21 protein-coding genes are annotated in these 23,323 nt (G+C 71.0%); 9 read left to right on the forward strand and 12 right to left on the reverse strand.

From position 1 onward, the window contains the following. The first annotated feature begins 10 nt into the window (after positions 1-10). From ACIRL2_RS28515 to ACIRL2_RS28530, 4 genes are all read left to right on the forward strand, one after another. On the forward strand, positions 11-742 hold the full coding sequence (locus ACIRL2_RS28515) for a PLP-dependent transferase (protein ID WP_402235661.1): 732 nt from the start codon (positions 11-13) through the stop codon (positions 740-742). A gap of 437 nt (positions 743-1,179) precedes the next feature. Continuing rightward, positions 1,180-1,359 (forward strand): hypothetical protein, encoded by a 180-nt coding sequence (locus tag ACIRL2_RS28520; RefSeq protein ID WP_395868504.1) that lies wholly within the window; start codon positions 1,180-1,182, stop codon positions 1,357-1,359. A gap of 302 nt (positions 1,360-1,661) precedes the next feature. Then, the gene (locus ACIRL2_RS28525; RefSeq protein WP_402235663.1) at positions 1,662-2,024 is read left to right on the forward strand and encodes a hypothetical protein; all 363 of its coding nucleotides are present in this window, start codon (positions 1,662-1,664) and stop codon (positions 2,022-2,024) included. Then, positions 2,021-3,640 carry a multicopper oxidase family protein gene (locus ACIRL2_RS28530; protein ID WP_395868500.1) on the forward strand — a complete coding sequence of 540 codons (1,620 nt, stop codon included), beginning with the start codon at positions 2,021-2,023 and terminating at the stop codon, positions 3,638-3,640. Before ACIRL2_RS28525 ends, ACIRL2_RS28530 begins: the two co-directional genes overlap by 4 nt. A gap of 492 nt (positions 3,641-4,132) precedes the next feature. Here the strand turns inward: ACIRL2_RS28530 and ACIRL2_RS28535 are convergent, their stop codons facing one another. Beyond that, a complete protein-coding gene (locus ACIRL2_RS28535; protein ID WP_402235665.1) occupies positions 4,133-5,779 on the reverse strand; it encodes an MFS transporter in 1,647 nt (548 codons plus the stop codon). 309 nt (positions 5,780-6,088) lie between these two features. Between ACIRL2_RS28535 and ACIRL2_RS28540 the strand changes: the two genes are divergently transcribed. Together ACIRL2_RS28540 and ACIRL2_RS28545 are read left to right on the forward strand one after the other, a co-directional pair. Beyond that, the gene (locus ACIRL2_RS28540; RefSeq protein WP_402235668.1) at positions 6,089-9,355 is read left to right on the forward strand and encodes a BTAD domain-containing putative transcriptional regulator; all 3,267 of its coding nucleotides are present in this window, start codon (positions 6,089-6,091) and stop codon (positions 9,353-9,355) included. 1,060 nt (positions 9,356-10,415) lie between these two features. Next, positions 10,416-11,351 carry a CAP domain-containing protein gene (locus ACIRL2_RS28545; protein WP_402235670.1) on the forward strand — a complete coding sequence of 312 codons (936 nt, stop codon included), beginning with the start codon at positions 10,416-10,418 and terminating at the stop codon, positions 11,349-11,351. 479 nt (positions 11,352-11,830) lie between these two features. Here ACIRL2_RS28545 and ACIRL2_RS28550 read toward each other — a convergent pair whose 3' ends face one another. From ACIRL2_RS28550 to ACIRL2_RS28565, 4 genes are all read right to left on the reverse strand, one after another. Next, positions 11,831-12,268 carry a hypothetical protein gene (locus ACIRL2_RS28550; RefSeq protein ID WP_402235672.1) on the reverse strand — a complete coding sequence of 146 codons (438 nt, stop codon included), beginning with the start codon at positions 12,266-12,268 and terminating at the stop codon, positions 11,831-11,833. 744 nt (positions 12,269-13,012) lie between these two features. Next, positions 13,013-13,213, reverse strand: coding sequence for a hypothetical protein (locus tag ACIRL2_RS28555; RefSeq protein ID WP_402235675.1), 201 nt, complete (start codon positions 13,211-13,213; stop codon positions 13,013-13,015). Beyond that, complete coding sequence (locus ACIRL2_RS28560; protein WP_402235677.1) at positions 13,192-13,329, reverse strand: hypothetical protein; 138 nt, start codon at positions 13,327-13,329, stop codon at positions 13,192-13,194. Before ACIRL2_RS28560 ends, ACIRL2_RS28555 begins: the two co-directional genes overlap by 22 nt. Before the next feature lie 185 nt (positions 13,330-13,514). Next, positions 13,515-14,462 carry a LysR family transcriptional regulator gene (locus tag ACIRL2_RS28565; protein ID WP_402235678.1) on the reverse strand — a complete coding sequence of 316 codons (948 nt, stop codon included), beginning with the start codon at positions 14,460-14,462 and terminating at the stop codon, positions 13,515-13,517. 71 nt (positions 14,463-14,533) lie between these two features. Here ACIRL2_RS28565 and ACIRL2_RS28570 point away from each other — a divergent pair, with 71 nt between their 5' ends. The 3 genes from ACIRL2_RS28570 (at position 14,534) to ACIRL2_RS28580 (ending at position 17,310) form a co-directional block, all read left to right on the forward strand. Continuing rightward, entirely contained in the window at positions 14,534-15,268 is a 735-nt protein-coding gene (locus ACIRL2_RS28570; protein WP_395868484.1) for an SDR family oxidoreductase, read from the forward strand. A gap of 457 nt (positions 15,269-15,725) precedes the next feature. Beyond that, a complete protein-coding gene (locus ACIRL2_RS28575; protein ID WP_395868482.1) occupies positions 15,726-16,313 on the forward strand; it encodes a dihydrofolate reductase family protein in 588 nt (195 codons plus the stop codon). Positions 16,314-16,737: 424 nt separating this feature from the next. Continuing rightward, a complete protein-coding gene (locus tag ACIRL2_RS28580) occupies positions 16,738-17,310 on the forward strand; it encodes a GNAT family N-acetyltransferase (protein WP_402235680.1) in 573 nt (190 codons plus the stop codon). 329 nt (positions 17,311-17,639) lie between these two features. Here ACIRL2_RS28580 and ACIRL2_RS28585 read toward each other — a convergent pair whose 3' ends face one another. The 7 genes from ACIRL2_RS28585 to ACIRL2_RS28615 all read right to left on the reverse strand — a co-directional run bounded on the left by ACIRL2_RS28585 (position 17,640) and on the right by ACIRL2_RS28615 (position 23,103). After that, positions 17,640-18,791, reverse strand: a complete 1,152-nt coding sequence (locus tag ACIRL2_RS28585; protein WP_402235681.1) for a protein-L-isoaspartate O-methyltransferase — start codon at positions 18,789-18,791, stop codon at positions 17,640-17,642. Then, complete coding sequence (locus tag ACIRL2_RS28590) at positions 18,788-19,891, reverse strand: radical SAM/SPASM domain-containing protein (RefSeq protein WP_402235683.1); 1,104 nt, start codon at positions 19,889-19,891, stop codon at positions 18,788-18,790. Before ACIRL2_RS28590 ends, ACIRL2_RS28585 begins: the two co-directional genes overlap by 4 nt. 84 nt (positions 19,892-19,975) lie before the next feature. Further along, positions 19,976-20,833 (reverse strand): endonuclease/exonuclease/phosphatase family protein, encoded by an 858-nt coding sequence (locus ACIRL2_RS28595; RefSeq protein WP_402235685.1) that lies wholly within the window; start codon positions 20,831-20,833, stop codon positions 19,976-19,978. Next, the gene (locus ACIRL2_RS28600; protein ID WP_402235687.1) at positions 20,830-21,519 is read right to left on the reverse strand and encodes a hypothetical protein; all 690 of its coding nucleotides are present in this window, start codon (positions 21,517-21,519) and stop codon (positions 20,830-20,832) included. The genes ACIRL2_RS28595 and ACIRL2_RS28600 overlap by 4 nt, the downstream gene beginning before the upstream one ends. Next, positions 21,516-21,812 (reverse strand): hypothetical protein, encoded by a 297-nt coding sequence (locus ACIRL2_RS28605; RefSeq protein WP_402235689.1) that lies wholly within the window; start codon positions 21,810-21,812, stop codon positions 21,516-21,518. Before ACIRL2_RS28605 ends, ACIRL2_RS28600 begins: the two co-directional genes overlap by 4 nt. Then, a complete protein-coding gene (locus tag ACIRL2_RS28610) occupies positions 21,809-22,231 on the reverse strand; it encodes a hypothetical protein (protein ID WP_402235691.1) in 423 nt (140 codons plus the stop codon). Before ACIRL2_RS28610 ends, ACIRL2_RS28605 begins: the two co-directional genes overlap by 4 nt. Further along, positions 22,228-23,103, reverse strand: coding sequence for a hypothetical protein (locus ACIRL2_RS28615; RefSeq protein WP_402235692.1), 876 nt, complete (start codon positions 23,101-23,103; stop codon positions 22,228-22,230). Before ACIRL2_RS28615 ends, ACIRL2_RS28610 begins: the two co-directional genes overlap by 4 nt. Between the last annotated feature and the right edge of the window lie 220 nt (positions 23,104-23,323).

A 23,323-nucleotide genomic window follows, 5' to 3' on the forward strand; every position in this document is an offset into this window, starting at 1 on the left:
GTGTGCTCTCATGGTTGCGCGCGGGCGCGCCCGCGCGCAGCAACGCGGCGAACGGCGGGCCGGGGAACACGTCTACGGCGTCGAGGACATGCTCACCGCAAAAGCGCGGGCCGCGGTAGAGGCGTGCGGTGCCGCGTCCGCATCGTCGTGCAAGGAGCGCCTGGCGGAGCTCGCCTCGCAGTGGGCCGCGGATGCGGGCGGTCGGACGGTCGACACCCTCGCCGTACGGCTGATCCATGCGCAGACCGTCGCGGCGGCCGGCGACGTGCTGCTCTGCCGGGAGCTGCTGCGGGAGGTCGTCGAGGACGCCTCCCGCGTCCTGGGCCGTGACCACGAGCTGACCCTGCGCGTGCGCGCCGCCGGCTCGACGCACGTGGCCGTCGGCGATGGCCGACGCGGAGCGGAAGGCCCGCGCCCTGATACGCGACGAACACCTCCGATGGGCCGCAGACACCGAACGCGTGCTCGGCCCCGACCATCCGCTCAGCGTCTCCGCCCGCCGGGCGGCCACAGCTTCGAACTCGTCGACGCGGCGCACGCCGACGCCGTCTGCGCCGCAGTGCGCGTCGTCACTTCGGCCACCAGTCTCGGCGGCGTCGAGAGCACGATCGAGCGACGCGCCGAACTCCTCGGCCAGGAACACGTCCCGCCCGGCCTGCTTCGCCTCAGTGTCGGGTGCGAACACGTCGAAGACCTGTGGGACGACCTCACCACGGCCATCACCGCAACCCGTACGCGTTGACGCGGACACAGGGCTCGTAGACATCCGCCCCCGCTCGTACGCCGCTCACGCCCTGGGCGAGCGGGGCCCGTTCGGCCGGGGAGGAGAACGTGGTTACGGCCAACCCATCCCGAGACGGCCTCGGGGTGTTCGTACGGTCGGAGTTGTGAGCGCACGTGGTGCGTGTACCACCTCGGTTGTGGCCGGCGCAGCCGATCTACTCCGTCCGGTGCCGGCGCACTTCGTTCTTGCTCATGAGGGCGTCACACGAGCCGTCGAACAAACTGATCTCAGTTCGAATCGCTCCGCAACCGAGTGGGTCGGCCCACGAAACCACCTCGTTTTCAGAGTGGTTCGAGGTCCCGCATGCCCACAGTCCCGGCGTCTTCCCGAAGGATGGCGCTTTCCTCGACGCGCCGACGGCGGCCCAACGCGGCAACAACCAGGGGAGCACTGCCATGCGCATTTCCAACACCACCCGTCTTCCGGGCGTCATCTCCGCCGTCGCGGTCCTCTGCTGCGCCGTGCCGTCCGCGGCGGCTGCCGACATGCACGATCACCCCCGCGGCTGTCGCATCCCGGGTCGAGAACTGCCACTGGGGACCGAAGGAATGCCCGCGCTGATCGACGTCGAGTAGGCGGCCTCGCGCCCCGGCTGCCCCGGCCGGACGTCGACTCACAACGCACGCACGTCCGGTCGCGACTCGTCCGACCCGAAGGGCCTGTCGTGCTGCTTCAACACCTGGGAAAACGACCATCCCCCCGGGGTGGGCGACATGCCCCCACCCATGCGATCCGGTTGCGCCGGAACGAGGAGATCGCGATGCATGTACCACCGGATCGCTACGAAGCGCGGTTCTCCGCGCTGAAAGGGAAACGTGGCCGGGGGCGGGTGAGTTCGCGTCGATCGGGTGTCAGACCGAGGGCGTGGCCCGTCGTCGTGGTGCGCGTACTGGGCGTCCTGTTCGCGGTCGGGACTTTGACCCAGGCGATTGTGGCGGGCCGGTTCGTGACCGGTGATGTGGATCTGCTCCGGGTCCACGGGGCCGTGGGCGGGTCGCTGGTCCTGTTTCCCATGGTGCAGATGGTCGCGGCCGTGCTGCTGTGGTGGTTCGGGCGTGGCCCCGTCTGGTACCTCGCCTATCCGCCTGTGCTGTTCGTCCTGGTCGTCACGCAGATCGGCGCGGGCGGCGCGCGCAATCTCGCCCTGCACATCCCGCTCGGGACGGCTCTCGTGGGAGTCGCGGCCTGGAATCTGACCTGGTCGTTCGGGTTTCGTCGGCATCGGGAGCCGACGATATGAGCCGATACTTGTCGCGTCGGGGATTCCTGGGGTTGAGCGGGGGCGTGGCCCTGTCGGCGGCGGTCGGTTGTTCGACGACCACGACGAGCGGGGAGTTGTTGCGCAGCCGGGCGCGGTTGCCCGAACCGTTCACCGTGCCGTTGCCGATTCCCGCGCAGGCGGTTCCGGTGGTGGACGGGTCGGGGGCGTCACGGTTCGAGGTGGTGCAGCGGGCGGCCGAGGTGGAGATCCTGCCGGGGACGCGGACCACGGTGTGGGGCTACGACGGGACGTTTCCCGGCCCGACGTTTCGGCTGCGGTCGGGACACGAGGCGGTGGTACGGGTGCGGAACGAGCTGGTGGTGCCGACGTCCACGCACCTGCACGGCGGCGTGACCCCGCCCGAGTCCGACGGCTACCCCACCGATCTGGTGATCTCCAAGGGTGGGTACAGCCCGGCCGTGAACGCCGTCCACCAGGCAACACAGAACGGCGGGCACGGCGGGCACGGCGGGCACGGCGGGCATGGGGCGATGGTGGTGCGCCCGAACCAGTGGACGACACACGCCCACACCAGGGACTACGTCTATCCGCTCGCCCAGCGGGCGGCAACGCTGTGGTACCACGACCATCGGATGGACTTCTCCGGGCCGCAGGTGTGGCGCGGCCTGGCGGGCTTCTTCCTGGTCACGGATGCGGAGGACGAGGCGCTGCCGCTGCCGTCCGGCGAACGCGACGTCCCGCTGATGATCTGCGACCGCGCGTTCGAGGCCGGCGGGGAGTTTCGCTACCCGGCGTTGGACCCCACCCTGATCGGGAGACCCGGTGTCGAGGACGACTTCATGGAGGGGGTCCTGGGCGACGTCGTCCTGGTCAACGGGGCGCCGTGGCCGGTGCTGGAGGTCGAGGCGACCAGGTACCGGCTGCGCGTGCTGAACGCGTCCAACGCCCGCCGGTACGGGCTGCGGTTGGACCCCGAACCACCGGACGGGAGCCCGGCGTTCGTGCAGGTCGGCAGCGACGGCGGCCTGCTGGAGCGGCCGGTGGGGCACGACCGGGTGCCGATCTCCCCGGCGGAGCGATTCGACCTGGTCGTCGACTTCGGTCGCTACCCCGTCGGCACCGAGGTGACGGTGCGCAACATGCTCGGCGAGACCGCCGGCACCCGCGAGGTGATGCGGTTCCGGGTGGTACGTCGGGCCCGTGACGAGTCCCGGATTCCCGAACGGCTTTCGGAGCCGAGGCTGCCGACACGAGGTGACGCGGTGCGGACCCGCGCGTTCGACTTCCGACAGACCAAACGCGCAGGCGCACGGATGTGGACGATCAACGGCCGTGTATTCGACCCCGACGAGCACCTCGCCGACCCGGCGCTGGGCACCGTCGAGTTGTGGCGCCTGTCCAGCGACTTCCACCACCCGGTCCACCTGCACCTGGCGCACTTCGCGGTCGTCGGTCGCGGTGCCGGCGCACCGGCCGCCACGGACGCGGGCTGGAAGGACACGGTGGATGTGCGCCCATACGAGACCGTCGAAGTCCTCGCCCGCTTCGACGGGTTCAAGGGCCGGTACATGATGCACTGCCACAACCTCGAACACGAGGACATGACCATGATGGCCAACTTCCGCGTCACGTAGCCATTCGTGCGCCCCGCACGCCGAACCACTACGGCGTGAGAACTTCCCGGTGGGGACGTGCACGACGACGTGGAGGGCCTGCTGGTGGGGACCGGGTGAGCCGAGATCCCGGCAGGGCGCCACAGCAAGCAGCAAGCAGCAAGCAGCAAGCAGCAAGCAGCAAGCGGCGAGCAGCGAGCAGCGAGCAGCGAGCCGCGAGCAGCGGGACGCGCGGACGCGCCGGCGCGACGAACCCGCACGCCGGCGCCCCGCGAAACGGGCAAGGTCGGTGGGAGTCCCGGCGCCTTCCCCCGCACGGCAACGGCCCGACCGCGCCCGAGCCCGCCGACCGGACGCGGTCGTATCCCGGTGCCGACGACAACCCGCCGACAGCGACCGCGAACCTCCTCGAGCGCGCACCGCCCACCCGCGACACCGACGCGCCCGGCGTTCACGGGTGTCCTGTTCGGGTTCAGGGGCTGGTTGGGGCGCGATCCGCCGCAACGCACGGCCTCACGCGATCGTCGGGGGTGTACCGGCAGGCGGGTCGGGGATCGTGGACCGGTCCCGGTCCGCGGCGATCCCGGCGGTGACGGGGACCCGGTCGGGCTCCACCCCCGCGTCGGGTGAGCTCTCGGCCGTGTCCCGATCGGCGGTCGGGCCCGCGTGCCGCAACATGGACACCGCCAAAGCCGCCAATACGAGCATCAGCGCCGCGCCGACCCCGCCCACCACGTTCAAGCCCGTCGTGAAGGCATCCCGCGCCGAGCCCAGTACGTCGTCCCGCGGCCCCGCCGGCAATCCTTCGGCCGCTGCCGTGACCCCCGCCAGGCTGTCGTGCGCGGCGTCGGCGACCCTGTCGGGGACACCCTCCGGGATCGACTCGTCCGTCCGGTCCCGGTACACCGCGGCGCCCAGGCTGCCGAGCACGGCGATCCCCAGCGCCAAGCCGAACTCCGTGCCGGTCTCCGCCACCGCGGCGGCCGAACCCGCCTCCTCCGCCGGTACCGATCCCACGATCAGATCGACGCCGAGCACCATCACCGGGCTGAACCCCGCGTAGAGCACGACGAATCCGGTCACCAGGAGCGGCAGCCCACCCGTGCTGTCGACCAGGGCCAGAAGCAGGTACCCCACCGCCGCGACGGCCAGACCACCGCCGAGCACGTAGCCCGGCCGCACCCGACGGGCCACGACCGTGGTCGCCAACGTCGCGGCGATCAACGCGAAGGCCGCCGGCAGCAGCCACATCCCCGCCCGCACCGGGGACAGGCCCTCGACAAGTTGCAGGTATTGCGTGACGAACAGATACATCCCGCCGAGCCCGCTCGCCGCCAGGACCGAGACCACCGCCGCGGCCCGGAACGTGCGGTTGCGGAACAGCCGCAGATCCAGGAGCGGATGGGCGAGCCGACGCTGGCGACGGGCGAAGACGTACCCGAAGACCGGGCCGACCACCAGCACCACCGCGGCGGACGTCTCGAAACCGTGTCCGGCCCACCGCTTGATCCCGTAAATCACCGGCAGAATCGCCGCGAGGGAGAGGACGACACTGACCACGTCGAGCCGCCCGGCCTCGGGATTCCGGTACTCCGGCAGCAACAACGGCGCGGCGACCAGCAACACCGCCATCACCGGCACACCGAGCAGGAAGACCGAACCCCACCAGAACGCGTCGAGCAGCAGACCGCCGACGACCGGACCCGCCGCGATGCCGACCGAGAAGCAACTCGCCCAGATCCCGATGGCCGAGCCCCGCTCCCTGGGGTCGGTGAACATCGTGCTGATCAAGGACAACGTGGACGGCATCAGCGTCGACCCGGCCACACCCAGGAGCGCGCGGGCGACGATCAACATCTGCGGCGACGTCGCGTAGGCGGCCAGCACCGACGCGGCCCCGAACGCGGCGGCGCCGATCACCAACAGCCTCCGTCTGCCGATCCGGTCACCCAACGTGCCCATGGTCACCAGAAACCCGGCGATCATGAAGCCGTAGACATCGGTGATCCACAACGTCTCGGCGCCGTCCGGACGCAGATCCGCGCCCAGTTGCGGCAACGCGAGGTAGAGGACGGTCACGTCGAGGGAGAGCAACATCGTGGGCAGCGCGAGAACGGCCAACCCGATCCACTCGCGGGGGCCGGCGCGAACACCGGACATCGTCGGACTGTGCGAAGACACGGGACATCTCCCAAGGAATCGTCATGCTGTTTCGGCAGCGCCCGTCTATGCGCCGCGCCGGGACGGGGTCGCGACGGGTGGGGACGAAGCAGGAACGGAGAACGAGGAGGCCGAGGCGCCTCTCCGACTCCGACCCCGCGAGCACCACACCGGCCGGACCGGACACCAATGTGCCGGCCGCGCCTTCAGGTCTCCTACCGGTTCGCTTCAGGTAGCCTCCGGGCGGCCGTGTGGCGCTCGCCGATCGCGTGCATCGGGCGCCCGCCCGCCCCTTGCTACGGTGGCGCCATGCACTTCGGGGTACTCGGGCCACTGGACGTCCGAACGGCGGACGGAACGCCGGTCAAGGTCCCCGACCTGAAGGTCCGGGCTCTGCTCGCCGACCTCCTCGCACATCGCGGCCGAACCCGGTCGGTGGACCGTCTCGTCGAGGATCTGTGGCGCGAGAACCCGCCCGCCAACCCCACCGCGGCGCTCCAGACCCGGGTCTCCCAACTGCGCCGTGCCCTGGAACGGGCCGAACCGGGAGGCCGCGATCTCGTCGTCACCCGCGCCCCCGGCTACGCTCTGCACCCCGCGGCCGACACGGTCGACGCGGACCGCTTCGCGGCCCTGGCCGCCGCCGCGCGCACCGCGGGCGACCCCCGGACGCGTGCGGGACTGCTCGCCGACGCGCTGGCCATGTGGCGCGGCCCCGCGTTCGCCGACTTCGCCGACGCCGAGTTCACCCGCTCCGCCGCGGCCGGCCTCGACGAACAACGCGTGGCCGCCCTCGAGGCGCAAGCCGAAGCCCGACTCGAACTGGGCGAACACAGCCTCCTCATCGCCGAACTCGCCGAACTCAGCGCTGCCCACCCACTCCGCGAAGGTCTGCGCGCCACGTACATGCGCGCCCTGTACCGCGCGGGCCGAACCAGCGAAGCCCTCGCGGTCCACGACGAACTCCGCGCCCGCCTCGCCGACGAACTCGGCCTGGCCCCCGGACCCGAACTCGCCGCCCTGCGCCAGGCGATCCTCACCCACGACGCCGAACTGCGGCCGGCCTCCACCCCCGTCACCTCCGTCGCCCGCCCCCGCGACAACCTGCCCGCAGCGCTCACCGACCTGGTCGGCCGGGAACAGGCCATCGACGACGTGCGCACACTCCTCGGCGCCGGCCGTCTGGTCACCCTCACCGGACCCGGCGGCGTCGGCAAGACCCGCCTCGCCGTGGCCGCCGCCACCCGCGTCGCGGACACCTACCCCGACGGCGCCTGGCTCGTCGAACTCGCCGGACACGGCCGCCCCGACGCAGACCCGCCCGCTGCGCCCGACGACATCGCCCACGCCGTCACCGCGGCCCTCGACATCCGCGACGACACCGCCGAGGCCCGACCCCACGCCGGCCCCTCGGACATCACCGCCCGCCTCGCCGCCGCGCTGCGCCCGCGCCGGCTGCTGCTGGTGCTGGACAACTGCGAACACGTCGTCGACGCCGCCGCCGCCCTGGTCGACCGCCTCCTGCGCGCCGCCCCCGAGCTGCGCATCCTCACGACCAGCCGGGAGGCCCTGGGCCTGGCCGGAGAACACCTGTGGCCCGTGCCGCCGCTGACCCTGCCCGACCCCACCGCCGACCCTCGCCCCGAGACCCTCGAACGCGCCGGCTCGGTACGGCTGTTCGTCGCCCGTGCCGCGGCCGCCGCGCCCGGATTCCGGCTCGACGCCGGCAACGCCCACGCCGTCGCCGCCGTCTGCCGCCGCCTCGACGGGATCCCGCTCGCGCTGGAACTCGCCGCCACCCGGGTGCGTGCCCTGGGCGTGCACGACCTCGCCGACCGCCTCGACGACCGCTTCACCGTCCTCGCCGCAGGTCGCCGCGTCGGGCCGGCCCGTCAACAAACCCTGCGGGCGATGATCGACTGGAGCTGGGAACTGCTCACCGCCACCGAGCGCGCGGTCCTGCGCCGACTGGCCGTACACGCCGACGGATGCACCCTCGAGGCAGCCGAAGCCGTCTGCGCCACGGACGCGGTCCCCGGCCCCACCGTCGTGCAGGCTCTCGCCCGCCTGGTCGACCGATCGCTCGTGGTCGTGGCCGAAGGTCCCACCGGTCCGCGCTACCGCCTCCTCGAATCGGTCGCCGCCTATTGCGTCGAACGTGCCCGCGAAGCCGGCGAGTCGAAGGATCTCCGCCGCCGCCACGACCGGTACTACACGGACCTGGCCGAACGCGCCGCACCCCACTTGCACGGACACGGTCAGCGCGCCTGGCTCGAACGCCTCGACACCGAGACCGCCAACCTGCGCAACGCGCTCGACAGCGCCCTGTGCCACCGGGCCGGCGAGATCGCCCTGCGCCTGACCAACGCGCTGGCCTGGTACTGGTTCCTGCGCGGGCGAACCACCGAAGCCCGCCGGGCCCTGAGCGCCGCCCTCGCGCTGCCCGCCACCGACGCCACGGCTCGCGCCCGAGCCCGAGCCGGGGCCTGGTTGGCCGGGCTCGAACTCCAGGCCGGCGCCGCCGCCGATCCGACCGGGCACATCGACACGGCCCTGCGCGCCTTCGACGGTGGGCACGACCCGCACGGGCGAGCCAGGGCTCAGTACTTCCTCGCCTTCGCCACCAGCGGACTCGGCGACCGAAGCGTCGTCCTCGACCATCTGCGCGAAGCCGGCACCGCCTTCCGCGAACTCGACGACCCCTGGGGCATCGCCTCGGCGCAGGCCGCCCTCGACGAGGAGGAGCTCATCCGCGGCGACGTCGCGGTCTTCCGCCGCAGTTGTCGCGAGAACGTCGCGCGATTCCACGAACTGGGCGACCGATGGGGCGAACTACGCGCCACCGACTGCCTCGGCATGGCCGTCGAGGTCGTCGGCGACTACGCCCAGGCCGCCCGCCTGCACCGCGAGGGACTGCGCATGGCCGAGGATCTGCGCCTATGGCCGCAGGTATCCCACAAGCTGGCCCAACTCGGCCGGATCGCCCTGCTCACCGGCGACTTGGAAGCGGCCGACGAATTCCACGAACGGGCGCTGCGGCTCGCCGCCGAGCAATTCGACCAACGCGCGGAGCAGTTCGCCCAGGTCGGCCTCGCGCTCGCCGCCCGGCGGCGTGGCGACCATGCCACCGCCGAGCGGCACCTGCGCGTCTGGCTCGACTGGAACCGCCGGCGAGACGGCGACCCCGGGACTGCGCTCATCCTGGCCGAACTCGGATTCCTCGCCGAACAACGCGGTGATGCGCGGGCCGCGTGGGACCTCCACCACGAGGGCTATCTCGCCGCGCGCGGCCTCGCCGACCCCCGCGCCGTCGCCCTCGCCCTGGAGGGTCTCGCCGGCGCCCACGCGATCGCGGGCCGCCCCCGGGCCGCGGCCCTGCTGCTCGGCGCGGCCGAGGCGGCCAGGGAGTCGGTCGGCGCACCGCTGCCGCCGGCCGAACGCGGCGACGTCGACCGGACCAGCGCCGCCGTGCGGACGGTCCTGGACGACGCGAGCTTCGCCGCGACCTTCGCGCGCGGCCGCGGCCTCACCGCCGAGGCCGCCGTCACCGACGAAGCCGGCGCGGGGCCGGGATGAGGATTCGGCTCCGCCTCCGGGGTGCCCTATGGCAACGACCCCAGCGAGCCCGACAACGGTCGGATCGACCACCCGTTGTGCCCTCGTGGCCTGTACTTCACCGACGACGCCGGAAACCTGTACCCCGTGGACCGGCTGCCGGCTGAGGCAACGCCGCCACGCTCGCGATCCTGAACACGGAGTCCTTTACGGAGCGCACCACCACCTGAAGGCGCGGCCTGCCCGGTCGGGTGCGGATGCTTGCGTCGTCCGGGTCGCCGGGGGTCGCCGGGGGTGGCCGGGGGTGGCGTGGGTCGACGTCCGGGAACGAGGCGAACCAACGCTGTGGGTCCTCGCCGGGGGTTCGGCGGGTGATGAGCAGGTGTCGCCGGCAGGCGTTCCGCTGGTAGGCGGTGGGGGCGGTGGGATCGGCGGGGAGGCCGGCGGCTTCGTTGGCGACCGGGTCGGGGTCCTCGTCGAGTGTGGCCTCGGCGTCGGGGAGGGCCAGGGCGTGGTGTTCCGCCGGACAGCGGGGAAAGAAGCAGGCCGCGTTCGGGGTCGGCGATCAGGTCGTCGACGGCGGCGGCCATGTCCCGCCGCCACGTAGTGCCGCCGTCCCACGGAATACGGCGCACGATGCCCACGAAATATTCCGACCGCTGCTGAAACAGTGACATGCGTCACGAGTACGCGAGTGGCCACGGAAGCATTGCGCCCTCTGAGCCTCGCCTACTTATCGTGCTTTGTCCGACTGGAGGCGACCAGTCCGCTTCTCGGTCGAATTGAGCATCCCGGCGAACGGGATCCCATGCGTCATTTTCGATGGCCATAGGCGTTTCCGATTGCCGATTACCAATTTCGCACCACCCGGTGACCACTCCACAGGCATGACTGTCCGCCTCGAGTCAAGTCTGCCGTCCGGCTCCGCCTCGCACGCGGGCGCCGACACTTGCGAGCCCGTTCCCGGACTTCCAACAATGGCGGCCCGCCGGCGTCCGACAGCCCCGGAAACAGGACGCTACGCCGAAACCAAGTGAGGTCACGCATGCGGAAGCACCGTAGAACGCAATACAAAAAGAAGATGGCCATAGCCGCCGCCACCCTGGGCATCATCGGCGTACCCACCGCCGCCATGGCCTGCATAGCCCAAGGCCCGGGCGCGTCGAAGAACGTCGCGGGCGCGACGAGGAACGTCGGCAACCAGAGCACGCACCCCTCCTCCAGCCGACCCTTCCCCGGCACACCGGTCCCCAGCTGGACGGACAGTGCGGCCGATCCGGCCGGGGGAACCCAGCCGACCGCGAAGACCACTCACACTCCGCACTGGCGCAAGCCCACCTGGACGACCAAGCCCCACACCGCGACGACACCGACACAGCCTGCCTCGACCCGGCCGACGAACCCGCTCGGCAAGCCGACCACCGAGGCAAGCAAGCCCCCCACCCCGACGAAGCCGACCACGCCGGCCGATACGCAGAGGCCGACCGCCCCGGCCGATACGCAGAGGCCGACCGCGCCGGCCGACACGCAGAAGCCGACTACCCCGGCCGACACGCAGAAGCCGACCACGCCGGCTGAGACGCAGAAGCCGACTACCCCGACTGACACGCAGAAGCCGACCACCCCGGCCGTTCCGCCCTCGGGTCCCGCCGCCGAGGTGGTGAGTCTCGTCAATCAGGAGCGCGCCAAGGCAGGATGCTCGGCACTCACCGTCAACACGAAACTGACGGCCGCCGCCCTGCAACACAGCCAGGACATGGCCGCCCACGCCAACATGTCGCACACCGGCTCCGACGGCTCCGACCCGGGCGAGCGCATCACCCGCGCCGGCTACACCTGGACGACCTACGGCGAAAACATCGCCCACGGCTACAGCACGCCCCAGCAGGTCATGACCGGCTGGATGAACAGCCCCGGGCACAGGCAGAACATCCTCAACTGCGCCTTCAAGGAGATCGGCGTCGGCCTCGCGGGCCCGAACTCCTACTGGACGCAGAACTTCGGCACGGCCCGCTGACACCGCCGGTCCGCCAACACCGCCGGCCGGTTCCCAACTCCCACAGCGCCGGCCGGCGGACGCGGATCGCCCACGGCGCGCACCGCGGCGCGCCGCACCTCCCCGGCGCCCCACCCCCGCCCGGCACGCCGCTCCCGGACCTCGGGCCGGGAACCACGGAAGTCCCATGTCTGCCACGGCTTGGTCGGGATGAGCCGATTCGGCGCCGCAGATCCTCCGAGGGCCGCCGCAGGTCGTCGGCGGGCGGGCGCGCGATGAAGAGCCCCGTGGGGGCGGCGATGACGATCCAGACGTCGGCCGTCTTCGGACGGCGGCACGTCCGTGGTGGGTGGTGGAGCGTGATGGTCGATGGTCGATGCGGGAGTGCGGGCGGCGCGATACGCCAGGCGCCAACCCGAACGACGGTGGGCGGTCGGCGAGTTCATGCGGGCCCTGGCGGGCCGCCATGCGAGCACCCGCCCCGACACGCTCGACAGCGGTCAGTCCTGACCGGGCGGCGCGGTGACCGTTTGCTGAAGGAGCCGCAGGAACCTCGCGTCGGTGAGGAGCAGCAGTGGTCGTCCCTGTGTGGTGCACTCGGCGGCCTGCCACTCGCGCGTCCAGGTGGCGGGGTCCGCGTCGGTCCGGTCGCGCAGCACGTCGACGCAGAATCCCTCGAGGGGCAGCGTCCGGCGCAGCAGCAGCGGTGACGCCGCGAAGGGGTACACGGCCAGTTGTCTCTTGGACAGTCCGAGGTGGCCTTCGGGCGGCTTGGGAAAGGAGGGTCCGGAGCCCGGATCCCCGATGGCGTAGCCGCGGGCCTGCACCTCGTGTCCCTGGTCGAAGGCGGTCAGCTGTTTGGCCCAGTGTTTGTCCTCGTCGACCTCGAGAAACCTTCCGAGCGTCGCGGCGAGTAGCCACCCGACCAGTTCTTCCACCGGCGTTCCCTTCCCCCGACCAGGTTCGCCACTGTAACTCGCAGGACCCGCAGGGACATCGGAGAGTCGTACGGTGCGGACGCGAGACGGCCGTCGGCGACGTCCGGACGCAAGTGGAAGGGAGCCGGAGCCGCCCACGCGGGAAGTCCCGGACGCAAGGCCGAGGTTCCCTCGTCCTATCCAACCCGGGTCACACGAAGCGACCGCACGCCGTGCGGGTGACGCACACCTCGCGGTGTGTCGCCGCGTGTCCGGTCGACGCATTGCCAACCGACGCGTGTCGTGTCGGGGTGGAACGGCCGTGGCATGGCGGCCCCATGGCGGATCGTGTCGGGTCGGCTGACGCCGCCGTGGGGTGGCGGGGCGTCCGCGGCGGGCCGATGCCCGTGTCGTGTCGTGTCGGGTGAACCCGTCACGTCGTGGAATCCGCTGCGCCGGCTGCGGATCCGCCATCACGCCACGTCGGCCGTCCCAGACGGCGACCCGTCCGTGGCGGGCGGGCGGGCGGGAGTTCGGATCGTGTCGCTGTGCTGCCCGGAGGACGCGTGGGGCGAAGTAGCGGGTGACGTGCGCGGCACCGTGCGACGGCGCGGGGGCGGTGCACCTCCGCCGTGACGTGCGCGGCTCCCTGCGTCCGCGCGGGCACGGTGTACCTCCGCGCCCCGCTCAACGGCCCTCCCTCGGCGCCCCGGGGCGGCGGTGACCTGCGAGGGTAACGAGAAGCGTTACCCGGGGTAACACGCTTTACCCGCCTGCGTGTCGGGCGCGTCGGCACGAAACAGCATGTGTGGAAGGCGATGTGGCTCGGCGGGCGCAGCGGAGCCGGAGTTGAAAGGAAACCCGAGGCAACGCGGCGGCCCGGCCTACGCGGTCGGCGGAGACGACCCATGCCTTGAAGCCCGCCTTCACGATGGTGTCACGCCTCAACTCGACCGCGAACTCCAACTCGATCGGCCCACCGCGAACTCCACCGCCCGTGCCCCCGCCCCGGTCGCCTGCGCCACGGCTGCCGGCAACTCGTCCTGCAACGCGGCCACGGCGTCCGCCAGTTCGATCTCCACGACGATCCCCCTCGTGACACTGCCAGGAAGGCACAACGGTGGAACCGGGCCGCGTGGCGTGTCCGGCGAAGACCCGCACCGGTACACACCCGCGACACCCGGGCCCACAAGGATGTCGGGGCCCGAGGATCCGGCGCGGTCACCCGTTGCCGAACCGCGTCCACACACGTAGGTGAGTGCCCCGGTCAGTAGGCCAGTGCGGTCATGTGGTCGAGGTGGTGGGTGGCGACGTCGTGGGCGGCTTGGACGAAGGCGGCGACGGCTGCGGATCGCGAGGTCTCCGGCCAGGCGACCGTGACCGCGCTGGGGCTGAGGCCGGTGACAGGCCGGTATGCGATGTCCGGGCGCTGGTGCCGCTTGGTGGTGGAGAGTGACAGGAACGCCACCGCCTGGCCCAGCGCGACCACCTCCAGGAGTTGCTCGACGCTCGCCACGAGCGGCCCCTCAGGAGTGTCGGCCGGCGCCAGGCCTGTGTGGCCATCGCCTGCTTCCGCTCCGTCGCATCCTGTGTAGTAGGCGGTGGTGGAGGGGGCGGCCCCTTTCCAGCGTGGGATCGGTTCGCCCCTGAGGTCGGTCAGCCGCAGTCGCCGGCGTCCGGCCAGGCGGTGCGCGGCGGGGAGAACGGCCAGTCGCGGCTCGACCACGAGCGTCTGGGTATCCAGCCCTCGATCGTCGAACGGGCTGCGCAGCAGCGCTACATCGGCACGGCCGTCCCGCAGCATGGCGATCGGCTCTCCGCTGCCGCCGACGACGACTTCAGGCGGCGGCAGATGCGAACCCGTTCCCCGATAGGCGGCGAGAATCTCCCGCAACAGCCCGGCATCGCCTCCCGGCTTGACCGCCACGACGAGCTGGGGTGTCGGCTGACCGGCCCGGCGTGCACGCCGGGCCGCCGCCTGCACCGCGTCGACCGCGATCCGGGCCTGGTCGAGCAGCACCTGACCGGTGGTGGTCAGCCTCACCTGCCGGGTCGTGCGCTCCAGCAGGCGTACACCGAGCCGGGATTCCATCCGAGCGATCGCCTTCGACAGCGGGGGCTGCGCCATCCCCAGGCGTTGCGCGGCCCGGCTGAAGTTCAGTTCCTCGGCGACCGCGATGAAGTACCTCAGCTCCCGCACCTCCAGCTCACTCATATCTGTGGACTATAGATCCAGAGTCTTCCGGTCTTTCCCTGCCGCCCGTGGATGAGGGGAGGCTGGGTGCCATGACGACTTCGCAGAAGACTGCTCTGATCACCGGCGCAAACAAGGGCATCGGCAAGGAAACGGCGCGCAGGCTCGCGGCCCTGGGCATCACCGTGCTGATCGGCGCCCGCAACGCCGAGCGTGGCGAGGCGGCGACCGAGGAGCTTCGCGCGGGCGGCGCCGACGTACGGTTCGTTCCGCTGGACGTCACCGACGAGACCTCAATCCAGGCCGCCGCCAAGCACATCGACGCCACGTTCGGCCGCCTCGACATCCTCGTCAACAACGCCGCGATCGCCGCCGGACCGCAAAAACCGAGTGAAACCCCGGCCGCCACCGTCCGGCAGGTCTACGAAACCAACGTATTCGGCGTCATCGCGGTGACCCACGCCATGCTCCCCCTGCTGCGTCGCTCCGCGGCCGCACGCATCGTCAACATGTCCAGCGAACTCGGCTCCCTCACCCACCTGGCCGACCCGGGCAGCCCGTGGTCCGCCTACTCCTCGATCCTCCTCCCTTACTGCACCTCGAAGAGCGCGCTGAACGCGATCACCGTGCTCTACGCCGATGAACTGCGCGCCGAAGGAATCCTGGTCAACGCGGTGAGTCCCGGCTACTGCGCGACCGACCTCAACCGCCACACCGGGATACGCACGGCGGAGGAGGGCGCGGCCGTCGCGGTTGACCTGGCGACGGCGGGCGAGGATGGCCCGACGGGCGCCCTTCTGGCCGAGGACGGGCCGATTCCCTGGTGAGACCAGCCGCGCCGTCTCCGCCCGAAGCCTGCCGGGGTGTTTTTCAACCCCCGCCGTGACGATCACTGACCTCTTGCGCGGCGCCCACTCCCACAGGCCTGACCGGCTGCGGATACTGCCGTCGCGAGCGAGGGTGTACTTCGTCCCCGTGCTGGGACCGTTCGGGCATGTCGGCGCGGGCTTGGTCCGGCGGAAGTCGACTCGCGGTCCGGAGGGGTCGGCGGTGTTTTCCCATCGGAGAAGGCGCTGCGTGACCTGCGTCGGCGGATCGGCATCGCCCCGTTGAAGGCGCTGTTCGAGACGCCGGCGGTCCCGCTCGCTCGGCCCACACGCAGTGTCGGTCGGGGTACGAACTGCCAGCGCCGATCTCGCCGCCTGCGGTCCGGACCGGCCCCCCAACAGTCGTCGGCCGGACTACGATCCAGATTCAAGCCTGCTGAATCCTTGGAGAAGACGCATGGGTGATGTGAGCACCGGCGCTGAGACCGACACCAGCACCAGCGCCAACAAAGTGGTCGTGAACAGGGCGATGTCGTTGGACGGCTTCATCGCCGGTCCCGGCCACGCGATGGACTGGATCTTCGAGCACCTGTCCGACGACATGTTCCCGGAGGTCATGGCGGCCACGGGAGCCATGCTTGTCGGGCGGGGCACGTACGACGTCGCCAAGGGCATGTCCGACGAGGACACCGCCTACGACGGCGGACCACAGTTCGTCCTGACGCACAAACCTCCCACCGAGCCGGACCCCACCGTCACGTTCCTCACCTGTGACATCGAGGAGGCCGTCGCCACGGCCCGCAGTGCCGCGGGCGGCGGGAACCTGGAGATCCTCGGTGCCGACGTCGCCGCCCAGTGCCTGCAGCGCGGACTCGTCGACGAGGTCCTGGTGTACGTCCTGCCGGTCCTGCTCGGTGACGGTGTCCGCTTCTCACCCCCGGGCCTCGGCAGGATCGACCTGGAACCTTTCAGCACCATCAGGTCGGGCGCCGTGACGATGCTCCGCTTCCGCGTCCGCAAGGAGACAACCGATTCCGGGAGTTGACACCAACATCCGCGGCCGACTGCTCCCTACTGGGGCCCGACGCGCGGAACCGCTCCGGCGCAGCGTCCGATTCCCGGCGTTCATGGACGTTGATCCGGCCCGGCTCCAGCAGCAGGGCTCCAGCAGCCCGGCTCCAGCAGCCGGGCTCCAGCGGATCGGCGCCCAGCGTGAAATCCACGCAGCCGGGGCGGCGCGGGCGGTTCCGATGACTTCGACATCCGGCGTCCTTGCGACGCGAAGTCGGATGGTCGGTGAGAACCACGACCCGCCGTCGAAGCCGTCCTACCAGCCGTGGACCGCAAACGGTTCGCCCCTGCGAGGGCGTTGAGTCCGCTTCCGGTGGGTGGTGCCTTGGTCGTGAGGACCGGAGCGGGGTCGGATATTCGGTGTTCTGCGCGGCCCGTGAGGACGCACGATGGTGCGCATGACTTTGGCCACTCCCTCGCTGCACACCGCTCGCCTGCGACTGCGACCCTTCACCGACGCCGATGCGGATCTCCTCTTCGCGCTGCACAGCAGCACCCTCGTGATGCGCTTCTGGGATTCCGCACCGTGGATCGAACGGGCCCGCGCTGACCGCTTCATCGCTGTGTGCCGGAAGATAGCGGACGAAGGCGCCGGGGCGCGGGTGGCCATCGACCGTGCTTCTGACGGGGCGTTCGTCGGCTGGTGCGGTCTGACCAACTGGAATCCGGACTTCCGCAGCGCGTCGTTGGGGTACTGCCTCGACGATGCTGTGTGGGGCCACGGCTACGCGACGGAAGCCGCGCACGCCTTGCTGCAGTGGGCATTCGACACACTGGACCTGAATAGAGTTCAGGCCGAGACCGATACGCGCAACGTGGCATCTGCCCGGGTCCTGGAGAAGATCGGATTCGTGCGTGAAGGGACGCTGCGGGAAGAATGCATCGTGAACGGCGAGGTATCCGACACGTGGGTGTTCGGGTTGATCAGGCGAGAGTGGCGGCCGCCGACCGTGCCGATCCCAGCCCGCTGAGAGGCCGTTACATCCGTCTCTGGTACAGGCCGCGTCCGGGCTGAGTGAGGACGCCTTGGCGGGCGAAGCGGCCGAAGCGGCCGAAGCGGCCGAGGCGGGAGCGGGTGATGTTCACCGTGGCGTTCGCCCAGCAGGATCGCGTCGTCCTCGCGGTCGAGGATGAGCGTGACGTCGATGACGAGCGGGCGTGGCGCGGGAGTGTCCGCCGACTGTGGGTGGGGATAGGGGAGGCGACGGGTTCTTCGGTCTCCGACGTGGTTGTCGGGACGATCGAGGTGGTCGTTCGGGGATATTTCCAGGTCGCCTCTCCTTTCCCGAACAGGGCGCGGCTACACGGCCGTTGTGCTCTGCGGGGCCGGTGGAATCGTCGTGCTCCACCGACCGCGGGAGATGTTCATGGTGCCGTCGGGGGCGATGGTCACACCGGCCCCGTACTCCGGGAGCCCTCCGTCGGAGAGCCAGCGGTGGCGGATGTCGTCCAGGGCGTCCCACAGGCGTCGTGGGCCGGCTTGGTGGACAGTGGGGGCTTCGCCGCGTCGGCCGGTGGCTCGTGCCCACGAGCCGTCCTCGTGGACCATGACCGCGGTGCGTACGCCGTCGGTGTCCTCGTCGTAGCCGTGTTCGATGCCGGGGGCCGCGAGTGCGAGAGCGGATCTCAGTTCCCAGGACTCGTCGACGCGGACGACGGGGTATCGGCCGGTGGTGACGTCGTCGGCGTCGGCGGTCCAGGCGGGGCCGGTGTCGGGTGAGGGCGGGTAGTCGTCTCCGGTGCGTGTCGCCATGAAGCCCGCGCGGTCGGGAAGGACTTGGCCTTTGGCCCCGCCATCGGGGGTTTTGTCGGCGGCGATGATCAGACCGGTTCCGGCAAGGTTGGTGACCAGTCGGCCGCCCTCCTTGAGGTTGGCGAGCCAACTTGAGGGGATGCCGGGGAGGCCGACGGTGGACACGATGCGGTCGTGGCGGCCGGGCAGGGGCCCGGTGATGTCGCACACGAGCATCGTGGGGGCGGCTCCCACGAAGGCGAGCCGGCCCCGGGCCGCGTCGACCAGGTGCGGATCCACGTCGACGCTCGTGACGTGACCCTCGCCCAGGCGGCGGGTGAGCAGGGCGGTGCCGTAGCCGGTGCCGGTCACGCACAGGACGTCGTTCCCGTCGTCGATCAGGGCGTGGCGGTACATCGCCACGATCAGGGTCGGCAGTGTTGAAGACGAGGTGGGCAGACCCGTGGGGTGGTCGTCTTCGGCGGCGTGGTCGGCGTGCAGGGGGCCGATGCGTGTGACGAACGTGCGGTCCTGGTACAGGCGCTGCCACAGGTCGGGGTGTGCGGCACCGTCGCGCAGGGTCCATCCCCGGTCGGGGATGTACTGCCACCAGCGAGGCGCGAATACGTGGCGGGGTGTGCCGGCGATCGGCTGGTGCCAGCGCGAGGAAGGGCGCGTCACCCGTTCGGCCAGTGTCGCGGCGTGGGTTCGCCAGTTCATGGGGTCCTCTTTCCGTGCGACGGCCCGAACGGGTCGATGCCGGACGACGGTTGGCAGGAGTCTTCGTTGGATGTGCACGTCTGGGGCACGCACGCTTCGCCGCCCGGGGCGTCGAACGGGTCGATGCCGGGCGAGGGTTGGCAGGAGTCTTCCTTGGGCGTGCAGGTCTCGGGCGCGCAGGCACTCGCGCGCGGCGGCGGAACGCGTTCGGCGATGGCCTGCCAAGGCCGGCTGTGGAGGATCGTGGTAAGGGGTGAGGTGTGCACGTTGCCGCCGTTGCCGAGCCCGGCGGACATGGTGCAGCCTGCGACGGTTCCGTCGGGCAGGGCCGCGGCTTGTCGCCGGGTGCAGTGTCCGCACAGTTGGGACGCGACGTCGGTGTCGCCTTCGGCGGCGCGGCCGATGGCACGTTGATGGTCGATGCCGATGCTTTGCACGCCCATGGCGCGCAGCATCGCCTCGGCCTGGGCGATCCGTTGGTCGTCGCGGGTCCTGATGATGCCCACGCGCAGGGGGATGGCGAGGCGGAGGGCCTTCGCGATGTTGTCGACGATCTTTCCGTGGGATCCGTGGTGGGTGATCGCCCGGTGTTCGGCGGGGTCGTCGCTGTGGAAACTCGTCGCCAGGGTTACGCCGCGCCTGCGGAGCACGGGCCACATTCGCTTGCGGACGTGGATGAGGTTGCTGAAGATTTCGGTCGTCAGACCCAGGTCGAGAGCGTGGCCCACCAGTTCGGGCAGGTCGGAGTGGAGCAGGGGTTCGCCGCCGATGAGTTGGATCTGTTGCACGCCCATCTCGGCGGCCTGGTCCAGGACGTTCAGCCAGTCCTCGCGGGTCATGTCGCCCGAGGTTCCGCTCGGTCCGGACGAGTTGTAGCAGTGGCCGCAGCCGGCCTGACATTGGCGGGTGATGTCGAGCCAGAGAAAGCGGAGTCCGTGTTCGGCGGTGTGGGTTGGGCGTTCCACAACGGTTGCCATGGTGCACTCCTGCCTTTCGAGGGTGATGGGTTCGATGACCGATGCCCCGGGTTCAGACTCTCGCTCCGGGGACCGGTTCGTGGTGGTTTCGGCAAGCGGGGCGGCGGCCGGGCCGGAGTGCACTTGTCGCGCCCCTTCGACCCCGCGGTGTCAGGGCGACGGCGCCGGTTACGGCGAGAGGGCCGATGCGCGGTCGGCGGGTGGGCGTCACGCGTGGGCTCGCATCAGCAGGTCGAGGACGAAGGGCAGGTGATCGGAGGCTTCTTGCGCGGCCGGGGAGTCGTCGGTCCAGGCGTTTTCGACCCAGTCGGCGATGTCCTGGGCCACGAGGCCGTAGACCACCGGTCTGCGTTGGGGCTCGTCCGGGGACCAGTGGCCGACGGTCACGGGGTGGGGGATGCCGAGAATGTCGTAGGGGTCGCGGAATCCCGCCGATGTCAGCTCGGCGATGGCGCGATGGTCGTCTCCGGACCACCGGCGCACCAGCCGATCCGCGAAGCGGTTGCCTCGGGCAGCGCGATGACGTGACCACAGGTGGCGCGGCATCAGGCTCCAGTCGAGGCGGCCCCGGTGCAGGGGGCGGGTGTTGAGGTCCCCCAGGAGGACGGTGCGGTGGCCGGTGCCGCCGGCCTCGGTGAACCAGCCGACCTCTTCGAGTCGTTTGGCCGGGCTGAACGGGCCCAGGTGGGTGTGCAGCACGGTGAACGCGATCCCGCCCGTGGTCTCGAACTCGGCTTTCACCAAGCGGTGATGGGCGGTGCCCTGGTCGGCGCGAGGGTCGTACGCCGTCGGCCGCAGCCGGGTGGCGTCGTAGAACATCGCCAGGTGGCAGCGGTGGCTGTCGGACAACGCGAGCGGGGCCGCGACCAGGTCCAAGGCGTTCGCGAACGCGTACATCGTCCTGCCCATGCCGGCGTCCCACTCCTTGGCCTCCTGTATGCACAGGAGCGTGGGGGACATGACCCGGAGCAGCTCGATCTGGGCCGCGAGTCGGTCGCCGCCGCCGTCGCGGATGTTGTACGAGACGCAGCGAATCGGCTCCGGTGCGCGTGGTTGCGCGTTCACTGCGCCTCCACTGGGGCCGGTGGGGTGTGGCCGGGCCATTCGCGGATGAGGGACGCCACGGCTGCGGCGGCCTCCTCGGCGGTGAGTTCGTCGGTGTCGACGACCGGGCCGGGGAAGAGTTCGGCGATCCGGGCCTGGGCCTGTAGGCGTTCGGTCAGGGCCGGGGTGGAGGCCACGAGGTGCAGGTAGCGCGCGGACGGGTCGGCGGCGGTGCGCATGCGGCGGCGTGCCACGTTCGGGCTCACGCGCAGGTGGATCGTCAGGTGCGCGGGTGGAAGGTGGTCACGGATGTGGGCGACCCGGTCGCTGGGGTCGTCGGTGTCCCAGGCGAGATCGGTGCACAGGGCCGCCATCGCGGTTGCGGTGTAGCCGGCCATCACCACGGTGTCGTACGTGAGGAGTTCCTGGTTCTCCGCGGCGCAGGTCAGGGCCGCCTGCCAGATCCGGGTGCGGGCGTTGGGACTGAGCAGGCTGTGATCCCAGGCCAGTTCCGAGAACCGGGGGTCGGGGCACGCCATGGTCGTGATGCCCAGAGCCCTCCCGACGCGGGTGGCGACCGAGGTCACGCCGGAGGCGGGGCCGCCCTCGATGGCGATCAGCCGTCGGCGGCGCCGATTGAATCCGTGGTGGGGCCAGGAGGCTGCCGAGGCGGTGGTGCTCGCGGGTTTCCCGCTGGTGACGATCATGCCGAGAGTCCGAGTTCTTCGGGGGTGAAGCCCGCGGCCGCCAGTGAGTCCCGCAACTCCCGGAAGAAGTGCAGGGCTTCCGGCTTCGTCAGGTGACGGGGCTCGGACAGGATCATGTGTTGGCCCGAGGCGTCGAACATGTTGTGCCGCCACGCCACCACGATGGGCCTGGCGGGGTGCGGGACGTACACGGCGTTGACCGAGTGGGCGAGCGGAAGGAACGGGCGGAACGTCTCTCGGGGGACGCATTCCGGGTACCCGGCGAGGTATGGCCGGGTCCTGGGGGCGCTCATCGTGTTCTCCCGTCCGGTGCCGGGAGCGGGGGCGTGCCGAGTGTGGAGGCTATGGCCTCCCGTAAGCGGCGACTGCTCCCGGGCGGTGCGAGCCTGGCTGCGGCGTTCACCGCGTGGATGGCGGCTTGGATCAGTTCGTCGCCGTCGAGAGGCGTTGTCTCCAGCGTGTCGGGGAGTCGGGCCAGGTATGCGGCGGTGACCCGGCCGGCGGCGGCGACCGGAAACTCGCACAGTAGGCCGAGTACGGCCGCCTCGGCTTCCGCCGGGTTCAGGCTCAGCACCTCGGTGAGGCCGTGGATGGTTCCGCGGCCGGTGGGGACCGACACGTGGTACTGCTTGGCGTCGCCGGCGTGACGCCTGCCGTGCTTGGGATACTTGGAGATCCGCACGTCGGGTTCGACGGCCTTCGGGTGGTTCACGACCGGCCCCCGGGCGTCGGCAGGTTCGTCAGACCGAGACCGACGAGCACGTCGAATCCGTCCGGTCGCACGGCGGCCCACCTCTCCGACTCGCAGGCGTCGGAGGCGACCGGGCCGGTCGCGGCCATCTCCAGCAGGACCGCGAACCTGCCCTCGGTCAGGTACGGGGCGCCGTCACCGAGAACGGCGGTCAGGCCCTTGTTGTAGTGCCGCACGGCCTCGCGCAGCGCGTCGCAGGTGAGTTCGTGGCGTCCGAGCAGGGTGACGACATCGGCCAGGTTCGCCCCGAACGGCCCGTAGGCCGGCACCATTCCGCATCCCAGCAGCCACGGGCTCCCCGACTCCTCGACACGCATGTCCATGGGCCCCATCGACCACACCACCGTTTCGGCGGGCAGGGCCAAGGCGGCTTCGACGCTGCCCGGGGGGATCAACGACCGACCGGGGTGGTCGGCGGGCAGATGGGCGGCACACGCGAGGCCGGCGCGGCGCTGATCGGCGAAAACCGCCAACTCCAGCGCGAGTTCGCGCGAACGGGCGAGCACCGCCGTGCCGTCGTTGATCGACTCGACCGTCAGCGCGAGGCGAAACGCCCCGTCGAGGCGGCCGATCCCCTCGGCGCCCAGGTTCAAGGTGGTCGCGCCCACTCCCACGGTGGGCGCCGCGGTGCTCCACTCGAAGGGTGCCAGGTTGCCCAACCAGTCCTCACCGAACACGGACGACACCCGCGCCACACGCGCGTCGGACAAGGCGCCGCCCTCGGCCCATGCACGCAGGCGGGGGAGCAGGGCGAGGGTGGTGGCCAGGGGAGACCTCCTCGCCGCCCGGACATTCCTTCGGCCGGACTTCTCCGGCGGGTTGAGCTGGTTCATGACACTCCAGACGAATCACGGACTGATGGTTGGGACGGCGAACACCACGGCCGGGCCGGTGGCGGTGACGTTCGCCGGTTGCCCACCTCGGCCAAGGCGGACAACGGCCCGGCCTGCGCCGGCGGCATCCACGGATGGGACGGACGGGCACCGGCAGCGGGGGTGGCCGGGGAAACGGACGCGCGTCGGAACCGGACGCGCGGCTCTCGTGTGGTGCGGG

The sequence above is a fragment of the Embleya sp. NPDC127516 genome (genome assembly GCF_044765325.1).
Classification (GTDB): domain Bacteria; phylum Actinomycetota; class Actinomycetes; order Streptomycetales; family Streptomycetaceae; genus Embleya.